The 9,292-nt window shown below is 38.7% G+C and carries 6 protein-coding genes; 1 reads left to right on the top strand and 5 read right to left on the bottom strand.

Annotation, left to right across the window (positions count from 1 at the left end):
* Positions 1-160: 160 nt before the first annotated feature.
* Positions 161-2,281: a glycoside hydrolase family 3 N-terminal domain-containing protein gene (locus QME45_13845; GenBank protein ID MDI6619712.1), complete on the top strand. Its 2,121-nt coding sequence runs from the start codon at positions 161-163 to the stop codon at positions 2,279-2,281.
* 114 nt (positions 2,282-2,395) lie between these two features.
* Here QME45_13845 and QME45_13840 read toward each other — a convergent pair whose 3' ends face one another.
* The 5 genes from QME45_13840 to QME45_13820 form a co-directional block, all read right to left on the bottom strand.
* Positions 2,396-3,529: an anaerobic sulfatase maturase gene (locus QME45_13840; GenBank protein ID MDI6619711.1), complete on the bottom strand. Its 1,134-nt coding sequence runs from the start codon at positions 3,527-3,529 to the stop codon at positions 2,396-2,398.
* An 82-nt stretch (positions 3,530-3,611) separates the two neighbouring features.
* Positions 3,612-5,057 carry a sulfatase gene (locus tag QME45_13835; GenBank protein MDI6619710.1) on the bottom strand — a complete coding sequence of 482 codons (1,446 nt, stop codon included), beginning with the start codon at positions 5,055-5,057 and terminating at the stop codon, positions 3,612-3,614.
* 401 nt (positions 5,058-5,458) lie between these two features.
* The gene (locus QME45_13830; protein ID MDI6619709.1) at positions 5,459-5,671 is read right to left on the bottom strand and encodes a hypothetical protein; all 213 of its coding nucleotides are present in this window, start codon (positions 5,669-5,671) and stop codon (positions 5,459-5,461) included.
* A gap of 39 nt (positions 5,672-5,710) precedes the next feature.
* Entirely contained in the window at positions 5,711-7,138 is a 1,428-nt protein-coding gene (locus QME45_13825; GenBank protein ID MDI6619708.1) for a sulfatase-like hydrolase/transferase, read from the bottom strand.
* 40 nt (positions 7,139-7,178) lie between these two features.
* Positions 7,179-8,750: a sulfatase-like hydrolase/transferase gene (locus tag QME45_13820; GenBank protein ID MDI6619707.1), complete on the bottom strand. Its 1,572-nt coding sequence runs from the start codon at positions 8,748-8,750 to the stop codon at positions 7,179-7,181.
* Between the last annotated feature and the right edge of the window lie 542 nt (positions 8,751-9,292).

Here is a 9,292-nt window from a genome sequence, read left to right as displayed (position 1 = left end):
CCTTAGAACTTACAAAACTTGAATCTGGCGAATGAGTGTTCAAAATAACATAATCCCATATTGCCAATCGAAGTTAAATATAATTGCTGTCTTTTATTTACTGGCAAAATTAATTATTGTATATTATCATTAGAATTAAATATTTTAAGGGGTGATTTTTATGGGAGAAAGGTTTCGAGCAGAAAAATACAGAGATAAATCCTTGAAACTGTTAAGCAGAATGACTCTGAAAGAAAAAATCGGTCAAATGTCTTTATTTGGCTCGCTGAAAGAAACTAAAATGGAATATTTGAGAGAAGGCCTGGTAGGCGGCTTTTTAAACGTATATGGCGCAGCAAAAGTAAATGAACTGCAAAAAGTCGCATTTGAGCAAACCCGCCTGGGGATACCTTTGTTAATTGGAGATGATGTAATCCACGGTTTCAGGACTATTTTCCCGATACCTCTTGCCACATCCTGCAGCTGGGATTTGGACAAGATCAAATATTCTGAAAGTATTGCCGCAAGGGAGGCCTCTGCGTCGGGCATAAACTGGATATACGCTCCTATGGTGGATATATCCCGCGATCCAAGATGGGGACGTATTGCAGAAGGAGCAGGAGAGGATCCCTATTTGGGATGCAAAATCGCCAGGGCAAGGGTACAGGGTTTCCAGAGCATAAATCCTGAAACAAATTATCCATATGTTGCAGCCTGCCCGAAGCATTTTGCCGCATACGGCCTATCCGAAGGCGGCCGTGACTACGATGGCGCCGATATATCCGAGCATACCCTAAACAGCGTATATATGCCTCCATATAAAGCTGCCGTCGATGCAGGCGCAATGTCTATAATGAGTTCGTTCAACACCATAAATGGCGAGCCTGCCAGCGGAAGCAAAAAATTTCTGACAGATATTTTGAAAAATGAATATGGTTTTGAAGGTTTCGTTGTATCTGATTGGGAATCGATTATGGAACTTATTTACCACAGGGTTGCAAAAGACAGGAAAGATGCCGCACGTCTTGGTGTTAAGGCGGGAAATGATATGGACATGCATTCCGGCGTATATATGGAAAACCTGGAGCAACTGGTTAATGAAGATCCTGAACTGTTAAACTGTATAAATGAAAGTGTAACGCGTATTTTATGCGTCAAGTTTGCCCTCGGCTTATTCGATAACCCGTATAAGAACACTGAAAATGAAAACATCCAGTTATGCGATGAATTTAGAAACGCCGCGCGCGATATGGCAAGACGTTCGATGGTGCTTTTAAAAAATGAAGGGCACATACTTCCGCTAAAGAAGACCGGCGGCAAGATCCTTGTAACGGGCCCTCTTGCAGACGCTGCTAGGGATATGATAGGCATGTGGGGATGTAAGGGCAATGAGCATGACGCGGTGACACTGCTTCAGGCATTAAAAAACACCGGTGATAATACTATTGAATACATAAAAGGCTGTGATTTTGAAAATGGATGCAGTTGCGATTTTGAAAAAGCCAAGAATATGGCAAGGGACTGCGACGTTATTATATACGCTTGCGGAGAACCTGAATCCTGGACAGGTGAGATTCACTGCCGCAGCGATATATCTTTACCAAAAATACAGAATCAATACCTCGATGTTTTAAAATCGACAGGGAAACCTGTGGTTGCAGTACTTATGACCGGACGCCCATTGGCATGTGAGTTTTTAGACCAAAATGCCGATGCGATTCTGCTTGCCTGGCATGGCGGTATTGAAGCCGGAAATGCCTGCTCTGATATTATCTTCGGGGACTATGCCCCCGCCGGCAAAATTACCGCCACATTCCCACGTTCTACAGGACAAATTCCTGTTTTTTATTCCAGGCTGTCAAGCGGAAGACCTTACGAGATGTTCAAAAGATACATCGATGTTGATGTTACACCCCTTTATCCATTTGGTTATGGCCTTACATATGCGGATATCGAATATTCCAATATTAAAATAGAGAATCCATATATTAAAAAGGGTGATATTTTATCTGTAAAGGCGGATGTGACCAATAAAAGCAATATAACATCCGAAGAAGTTGTACAGGCATATTTTATGGATGTTGTAAGTTCCATTGCAACGCCTGTAAGGCGTCTATGCGACTTTGTAAAAACCGAGATACCTGCAAATACGACTAAAACAATATCATTTAAAATTCCGGCTGAACGTTTCGCTTTCCTGGATAGGCAGTCGAAACCCGTATTGGAAAAGGGAGAATTCAGATTGTTTATAGGAACAGACAGCAATTGTAAACTGAAAGCCTCTTTTTATGTTACAGAATAAATTTCTTTAATATGACATTGATATACCGGCGGTTTCTTGTAAAACTACCGGTATATCAAAAAACATCATTCCTGCGGCACAATTATATTAAAAATCAAATCTAATTATTATTTTCTATTCCTGCAATGATAACAAAAAATTTCTTAAATTACTATTCCGTGGGCTGTTTTTAACCCGGTTAAAAGTATCAAAATAATACTCAAATATTTTTTTATATGACCGGCAAAAATAATTTTCCTTAACGCCCTTTTTGAATACGTCCATATGCCTCATGCATCCTCCATGGCAGGTAAAAAACCATCTGCATACCTTGCATTCATCAGGCAGTGCATGCATATTCCCGATATAACTTTTATAACTTTGCATTTTGAACATATCATTTATGTCGGATTCCATTATATTACCTATTTTATATTTCTCCTCGGCAAAAAAATCACATGGATATACATCACCGTTATAATCGACGGTAATCATTTTATCACATAAGCGGTTAAATACACAATAAGGCGGCTTATATCCAAGATAAGAATGCAGTAGAATATCGATTATATTTACATATACCGACGGATTGTCAAGCTTTATCCACTCATTCAATATCGTGCATATGAAATTTGTGTATTCATCGGGTGTTATAGTATATGCTGAAGGCTCACCCCTGTCGTTAAAGTCGGTGACAGGTATAAGTTGAACATAATAAAAGCCTTTATTTATCAAGTATCTGAATACTTTTACCGCATGCTTTACATTGTATTTATTTATTGTGAGAAGTATATTGAAATCAACATCATATTTTCTTAAATATCCAACACCCCTTAAAACTCTTTTTAGTGTAGGTCCGCCGCTTGAATCGACTCTTAAAGAATCATGGTATTCCGAAGGACCGTCGATGCTGACGCCTACCAGAAAATCATTCTCTTTGAAAAATTTTGCCCACCCGTCATTTACCAATGTAGCATTTGTCTGAATCGAATTGGATACTGCCGTGTTGCTCTTTTTGTACTTGCATTGAAGTTCGATAACTTTTTTATAAAAATCGAGCCCTGCTAAAAGCGGCTCTCCTCCCTGCCATCCAAACGACGGCATTACCGGATTCAATTCAATATATTGCGCTATAAACCTTTCAAGTACATCAAAAGACATTCTTTTAACATTATTATCCCGCATCTGTGCCCTGTAGCAATATGCACAACTCAAATTACAATTACCGGAAACCGGCATGATTAACGAGCCTGTATATATCTTAGCCAAATCCGTCACCCTTTTTAATAACCTTCAATTCGTAATTTATTTCATATTACGGACCGAAGTTTAGTCACATTAAAAATTGCTTTTACTTAAACTCATTTGGATGTCTTTTTTTAAGTTCGGGGATGGCATATTCCCTGCCTGTCTTCTTTAAATATTCACAATAACTTCGCAGATTGCCCTTGGCATGATAAGGGCCGCCTTCCTTTATCACCGTCCATAATGGATCCACATCATATGGCATCGACTTCATCATATCGTCATGCCATTGATTAAGATAATATACGGCATCTTTACATTTATCAGGATATTTAGAAGCTACATTATCCTGTTCATGAGTATCCTTTTTAATATTGAACAGCATCTCATCCGGGAATAGATGGTATCCGTCATGATAGGTCCTTATATATAGCCAATCTCCAAACCTTACACCCCGCTGGCAAACATGCGCACACTGGCTTATAACCAAATACTCCCTTGTGCATTCACTGCCGCTTAATATTGCTTTGGCGAAGCTTCTGCCATCCCAACTTGGGGCAGGAACCCTGCCAAACAGTTCCGAAAACGTAGGACATAAATCAAGATTATAATGGAGCCCCTTATCTATATATCCCCTTTTACAGCCCGGCCATTTTATAATCATGGGAATCTTGCAGGTTACGTTATCCGCAGTACCATGTTCACCATACATGCCAAGTTCTCCCTGAGCTTCACCATGGTCAGCGCTTACAATAATTGCCGTATCATCAAGTACGCCCTGTTTCGAAAGGGCATCCAGGATAATTCCTATATGCATGTCCATATAACGGATTCCGCAGTCATATCCGTCGATCATTCTTCTCAAATCGTCCATATTCTTGATTTCGCCAGGCTGGCGGGGGAATTTCGGATTTTCATAATTATCGTACATGTTGATTTCCAGAGCTCCATGGGGTCCGACCAACTTTTGATGCTTCTTTAAAACATCTTCGGTTATCCAGTCGGGTAATGGATCATTTTCAAAAGGATCTCCAAATTTTGCAGGTACCCTATACGGCGTATGAGCATCCCAATAATTTATATGTAAAAACCAGTTATCATCTCCGGCATTTTCCTTAATCCATTTCAACGCTTCGGGAGTAATTTCTTCTGCCGATTCCTGCCCTCTTCCACCCGTATTATGCATTTCAGTAAATCCTGCATAAAATGTCCATGAAGAATGCCTCTCTGCAAACGGGCTTATGGACACAGTTTTAAAACCTACCGAACGCAAAAATGCAGGCAGGCTCTCCCTTGAAAGAGCATCCACAAAGCCACGGTTTTCGCCTTCAATCCTGAAATCCGCAGCTGTCCCTCCGTGGCCTACTACACCAGTATGTATCCCAAAACGGCCTGACATCAAAGCAGTACGTGACGGAAGGCATGGTGCATCTGAGCAATAATAATTGTCAAATCTTACAGCATCCTTTGCTATCCTATCGATATTCGGCGATGTATTCCTGTGATATCCATAACATCCAAGGTGGTCAGAACGTAATGTGTCAAGATCCAAGAACAAAATCCTCATATTTATCATTCTCTCCTTTATTTAATAGTGTAATTATTGCTAAAAGCAATTTTTTATTCATTTTTTATATCCATCCCCTTCGATTCTTTCAAGGCATAAAAGCCGCCTTTTTTACCATTATATCACGTCGAAGTTTTTTATTTAATCAGATATATCGTCATCCCTTGATTCGTAATATGAGCCCTATGTTATCTTGAACACTCATTCGTCGCTCAAAATAACATAATCCTGCTTATGCCTGATTTCAAATTACGAATTGAAGATCGTCATCGTTTACTTAAGGGAATGCATGCAAATTATTTAAAAAATATTACGGGAAGAGCATTATAAGATTTATGAAGGCAACAAAAAAGCCATTTATCATAATAAATGGCAGGCAGCACAAATCATGCATCACCCCTAAGATACTCTTGTGCCGTATAAAATTTCTTAACAAAATCTATGATTTCAGCGGGGACGCTAAATGCTATCCCATCGCTATCGCTATGTTGAAAAATCATCTGCAATAATCTTCTATTTGTTACTACAATTCCTGGTATTTTATAATGGATAATGTGCTTTTCCATAACGTACAAATGCTTTTTTACTAATTCTTGCATGCTTTACCCTCCATTTTCCCTTTTTATAGAAGACTAAGCTTAATCCCCACTCTTGTCTTTTTCTTGAAATGCAAGCTCATTCAGAAACCAATAGGATATCTTACTCCACTTTTCTCCCACGCGCTCCTGTTCTTCCAAAAGTCTACTGCGATAGTCCTGTATGATCGACTGATATGAAGGATCATTGATCAGATTAATCAATTCGCCAGGATCCTCCTCTAAATTGTAAAATTCATCGAAATCAAATGGGTTAAAGCAATATTTTCCATATTTATCCCTTAAAATCCGAATCATGAGTGGTTGAAAAGTGCCATGATGTTCCATCAGTATTTGTTTCCTACCCTGATTTTTAACAGGTTCATTTAACAACAAACCCATAAAATTCCTTGCATGAAGATGATTTGGGCAATCAATTCCCGCAGCAGATAGCATGGTTGGGCACAAATCATGCAGCATTACAAATTCATCGCATATACTGCCGGACTTCACATGACCTGGCCAGCTTACAACCATGGGTATATGATATATTTCATCATAGGGTAGTTCACCCTTGCCGATTCTGTTATGGGCACCGGCCATTTCCCCGTGATCCGATGTAAATATAACCATTGTATCCCGAGTCATACCGAGAGTATCCAACTTATTGAGCAATGAGTCAATCTGATCATCCAACAGGGCTATGTAACCGTAGTATCGTATCAAATTCTTGCTGGCCCAGTCCCAATCATGATAACAGCTGCAAAGATTGGCACTCCTATGCTGCCTTTTTTGTATAGTTGGCTTGTTTGCAAAAGTCTCATCGAAATTAATTGGCTTCTTAATGGCGGAAGAATCCACCAGATTATCATATTTTTCAGGTATTATCCAAGGTACATGTGGACCGCCAAATTCAACCCTTAAGTGCCATGGCCTACCGCTTTCCGCATACTTCTCCATCAAATCCATCGCTTTTGAAGCTAATTTTTGTTCCGGGGCTTCTATTTGATTCGCATATACCCCACTTAAAACCTCTCCTTTCGCTACAGGTTCCCTTACCTGAATAATACCCTTTAAGGATTGATTTAGCGCTTTCCTCTCTTCCATACTCATAATATCATTGTATTCATTGATGTAATCATCTACACCGTACTCCATTGGAGATATGTTTTTAGATATATGCCATCTTCCAACTTGACCCACTAAAAAACCTTTTTCCTTTAATGCTCTTGTATACGTCCACTGGCCAACAGGCAAGTCTTCAATAATATGAGGCCTATTATGGCAATTATTGAACATTCCATGCGCATGTGGCAATAAGCCTGTCAATAAACTGGCTCGAGCCGGTGAGCATTGGGCAGTCGGTGTAAACGCATTGGTAAAAAACATTCCCGATTTACGCAGTCTCTTAATTCCTTTGAGTTCAACCGGAAAATCAGGTAGAGCGGTATCATATAAATGCTGATCAGTAGTAATTAACAATATATTCACTTTTTTCATCCCCCTTTTTTTATTAAAATTTCTATATATTCTATCGGCTCAATGCCTTCGTTAATCGATAATGTTTTGGTATCCACTTTACCACTGAAGGAGCAGGCTCCTGAGTTCTCCCATTTTTTACATCAATACTGCATATGACTTCTTCCAACAGCATATTTAACAATTTGCCCTTTATTCCCCTATATTCCTGTACGTCCCACAAATTGTTCCGCTCTTGAGGATCCTTTATCCTATCGTATAATTCTCCAAAATTTTCACCTGCATAATAGGTAAGCTTCCATTCGTTCGTAGTAATCGTACGCATTCTAAGCTTACCCATATCATCGTCATTTTCTGTTAACGCAGATGTCCGCCTGTAATTGGAATTCCCAAGAATTACCGATTTTTCTGAAATACCCTGAACGCCTATGGGTTCTTCCATATTAAGAATATCAAGAATGGTCGGCACAATATCTACAGTAGATGCAATGTTATCGATTGTTTGCTCTTTTATTATACCCGGGCAACTGTATATTAACGGAACCCTTATTACACTATCAAAATGAAATCCTTTTCCTGAAAATCCATGATCTCCCAGGTAATCTCCATGATCTGCCACAAACACAATCAGCGTATTATTTAGCAATTGCTTTCGCCCGAGCGCCTTTAATATTTTGCCGACATTTTTGTCCACTAATGACACCATTCCATAATAAAGAGAACGCACTTTCCTCCAATTATTTCTACTATATTTGGAATAATCATCATAATTTGTCCCAAGAGGGCAATCACACATTTTACCGGTAGCCGTTATCATTCTATTGTTTTTTCTCCCGAAATACACATCTTCAAATCGGCTATTCAACCCTTTTGATTTTGTCACCGGCAAGATGGGATCCTCTATATCCTCTGGATGGTACATGCTTGCATAAGGCTCCGGAACACTGTAAGGAGGATGTGGATCCGGAAAAGAGACATGGAGAAAGAAAGGAGTTTCATCTTGCTGTTCGATAAACTCCACTGCCTTATCACCAATATAATTACTTGAATGTACCCTTTCAGGCAAAGGATATACAAGCGTATCTTTGGTCCCATCCTCATACCGCTCCGATTTTGATATTAATTTCTGCCAATCAGGTACCTGCTCATTGAGCCATTGAATATATTTATCTCCAACACATCTATACCCCTGGCCATCTACCAAATCAATTTCTTCAAACCCGTAATAGTCATAATGACTCTTGTCGCCGTCGTCATTATGGGATGTGACGGTATTATTTATAGCCTGCTGCTCTATAAATTGAGGCACCAGATGTATCTTCCCTATAGATGCCGTTTTGTAGCCATTTTTTCTTAAAATTTCTGCAATGGTCATCTCTTCCTTAGGCATGGAGCATCCTACCATTCTTGTCCTAATTGCCGATGGATATCTTCCAGTTAATATGGAAGCCCTTGACGGAGTACAAGTCGGTTGTGTAACCATGCATTGATTAAACTGCGTTCCGTTTTCTGACAATTGATCGATATTGGGCGTTTTAATCAGATTATTGCCAAAGCACCCAAGTGCATCTGCTCTTAAGTGATCAGAAAAGATGAGCATAACATTTAATCTTTGAGAATCCACTATTTTCTCCTCCCTATAGATAAAAGCAATTTTATATTGTCACTGTTACTTACTTATGGCCTATTTTACCATGCTATTGACTTGATAACTTTTTTTTCCATCTTTTGTTACTTATTCTATTATTATCAGGTGATTTCTCTCTTTAAAGAAAATGGTTATAGATCACTTGATATTTCTTGTGATATATCACAAAGTAAATATAATATAGCACATAATTTATGACTATGCAATATATTTATAACTCTTTAAAGTTACTCACTTTTTAATCAGTTTAAAAAAGCTTGAACCATCTTATTTTCAAAGGCTTTCAAGCTTTTTCTTTTTATCAACTGTTAAAGATGGGATTATATTATCAGCATGTAATTTTTGTCAATATGCATTGCTAAATTTGCAATATTCCAAATATCATATAATGTGTTAGTATCTAATTATTATATAAGAACATATGTATACTTCAATTCGTAATTTGAAATCAGGCGTAAATAGAATTATGTTATTTTGAGCGACGAATGAGCATTATGAGAGTTTTGATAAGTTCTTGG

It is taken from the genome of Clostridiales bacterium, from assembly GCA_030016385.1.
In the GTDB taxonomy this organism is placed as follows: Bacteria; Bacillota; Clostridia; order Clostridiales; family Oxobacteraceae; genus JASEJN01.
This window is presented reverse-complemented; position numbering and strand designations above follow the sequence as displayed.

Bases quoted from the DNA above. Each gene is read 5' to 3' on its own strand.
- QME45_13845 (MDI6619712.1), top strand. From the start codon at position 161: ATGGGAGAAAGGTTTCGAGCAGAAAAATACAGAGATAAATCCTTGAAA.
- QME45_13830 (MDI6619709.1), bottom strand. From the start codon at position 5,671: ATGCAAGAATTAGTAAAAAAGCATTTGTACGTTATGGAAAAGCACATT.